This is a genomic window from Paenibacillus macquariensis, from assembly GCF_900156375.1.
Lineage (GTDB): Bacteria > Bacillota > Bacilli > Paenibacillales > Paenibacillaceae > Paenibacillus_AQ > Paenibacillus_AQ macquariensis.
In genome coordinates this window covers 1-2,421 of sequence record NZ_FTNK01000065.1, presented here as the reverse complement: position 1 = coordinate 2,421, position 2,421 = coordinate 1, and the positions used below count along the sequence as shown (strand labels likewise).

The 2,421-nt window shown below is 35.5% G+C and carries 3 protein-coding genes; all 3 read left to right on the top strand.

The features are described 5' to 3' along the window. Positions 1 to 994: 994 nt before the first annotated feature. From BW961_RS29335 to BW961_RS29325, 3 genes are read left to right on the top strand one after another with little or no spacing between them, the layout of a single operon-like run. On the top strand, positions 995 to 1,207 hold the full coding sequence (locus BW961_RS29335) for a hypothetical protein (protein ID WP_068592406.1): 213 nt from the start codon (positions 995 to 997) through the stop codon (positions 1,205 to 1,207). 13 nt (positions 1,208 to 1,220) lie between these two features. Next, complete coding sequence (locus BW961_RS29330) at positions 1,221 to 1,592, top strand: DUF5050 domain-containing protein (protein ID WP_170878629.1); 372 nt, start codon at positions 1,221 to 1,223, stop codon at positions 1,590 to 1,592. Next, on the top strand, positions 1,582 to 1,815 hold the full coding sequence (locus BW961_RS29325; RefSeq protein ID WP_068592408.1) for a hypothetical protein: 234 nt from the start codon (positions 1,582 to 1,584) through the stop codon (positions 1,813 to 1,815). Before BW961_RS29330 ends, BW961_RS29325 begins: the two co-directional genes overlap by 11 nt. Positions 1,816 to 2,421 lie beyond the last annotated feature (606 nt).

Here is a 2,421-nt window from a genome sequence, read left to right as displayed (position 1 = left end):
GAAATCTACTCACTCGTTGTTCAGTTTTCAAAGACCAATTATTTCGTTTTGTCAGCACCAGTTCTTCTCGGCGACAACTTCTATATCATATCATGTCCGGTTCGTTTATGCAAGCTTTTTTTTCGTTTGAGTTTCATTCGATATTGGCTTGCCGATTCAATAAATGTATTATTTGTTGGCCGGACTAATAATATATCACGGCGCACAAAGGAATGCAAGTCTTTTTATAAACTAATTTCAAACTGTTTTATATAACGTCGATGTCAATCCAAATGCGACAGGGTTCCCATGAATAATTAGTACACAGTCCTCCTCTTAAGACATTTCCTTAACCGGTTGTTAACAGAAATGAATGCTGTTGCCAGTTCGTCATTGGTCACCTCATCAAATCCTTTTCCTTTAACAAAAGAACACTCAAAGAAGACCATTTCCATTCTCATAGAAGCCGCTTTGCTAGGATGAATAGTGTTTTGCAAAATAGACATCGATGTTGTGAGTAAACTCAAGCGATGGATATCGGATATCAGGCAAATTCATTCCCATGATCAATCGTTTCAATTTAATGGATACTAAGGTGGTGCATCACTAAAGGCATTTCTATAGAAAGTACTCTTCGTTAGGTGTTTTATTAAATACATATACTCGTGTTACAAACTCATTAGGATTACAATGCCCCTCTCTCTTCCCGCGGTTATAGACAACGGTGCCGTATCTCCATTATGTATACGTCACATGAAATTCTACTTCCTTTCGGTACTGTTTAATCAACTTACCCACTATATACCTTCTTCATGTTTCATTAGGTAAAGTAGGTGACGATGAAATTATGCAATCTAGACAACTTTCAAATTATCAAAGTAAACTACATAACAGGAAATATTGTGATACCTTTAGTCAGCAACGCTTTTAGATCTATAATTCATATAAAATTATTATATAATTTTGTCATATTTATTAAAGTATATATGCAGTTAAATCATAAGGGTAGTTTTTGATGAAAAAGATATTAGTTTCAACAATTTTAGCTGTGGTCCTATTAATAGGAGCCCTACCAGTCAGTGCTGCAGTTAAAAAAAATAAAGTAGTTTGGTTAGGGAATTATGATGAACCAGCATCAAAAGCAGTAAATCTTTCTGTCATTGATGGAAAAACCAATGTAACCGAACGGATATACAAAGATAATGCCCTTTTTCCTAATTATTGGTGATCGGATCTACATTTTGAAACAGGAACCTGGATCAGATGTAATCATGGGTCAAATTGTTAAAGTCAAAGCGGATGGTTCTGAATTGACTGAAGTAACGAAGCAATATACATATTCAGGATTAACTGTAGATGGGAAAATCATTTATTTTGGTGGATATGACAAAGACTATAATTATCAAATCGGAAGCATGAACCTGGACGGAACAGGAGAAAAGATTCTACTTCCAAATCCTACTTTTTGGTCTTATGTCATGAGTAAGGGTAATGTATTCTACGTTGATACTGATAACTCTCTACTGTACAGATTGAAATTCGACGGAAATGGTAAACCTGCAATTTCAACCAAAATTGTAGAACCTCGTGTTGGTGGTTATCTTGTTCGATAACACATTGTTTTTCTCGGAAGAAGGGGTTAACAATACGCGAAATTGGTATCTTCAAGACGTCACTGGTACAAATAAAAAGTCATTTACCTCTAAAGGAACGATCTCCCCAATCGGATATCAGAGCAAACAGTTCTTTTTTGAGGAAGCCGTAGTTAACAAATCAAAGAAAATGGTTCGCACACTTACAAAATATATCGAGATGGTACTCAGAAGAAACCAATAGCTACCCTAGCTGAAGGCGATCGATTTATTGGTGAATTAGGAACGACTTTTGTATTCAAAACAAATTCAGGGAAAATCTATCAAATTGGACAAGACGGTAAGGTTACAAAACCTACTAAGTAAGTAACGTTAGATAATAATACTATATCCTTAGCTATAGGGTTAAAAAATAGTTCTGTGTGAACAAAAAGAGGAAGCCAATTTCGGCTCCCTCTTTTTGCATTTCACCAGCTAAAGATAGAAAACTATCTTATCAGCAACATGTGATAGCCATAAATGAGTTATAGCTAATGCATAGCATGCTATTGCTGATGTTCCAATACTCGATTAATTACTTTAATTACTATATATCACCTTTATTTAATACACTGTATCAATATTATAAGCTTGTTCTTACTATTTCTCTGCTGCTCTCGTTATACAAAGATCATTATTACAGCATTCCTTTGGTGAACGGCAACCTGCTTAAGAAACTTCTGCGTCACATATTTCACAATGGAATTAAAAAAAACAAAAAAAGAACCACTGTTGATCGAACTCAACGGTAGTTCTTGTGTGTGCTTGGCGACGTCCTACTCTCCCAGGACCCTGCGGTCCAAGTACCATC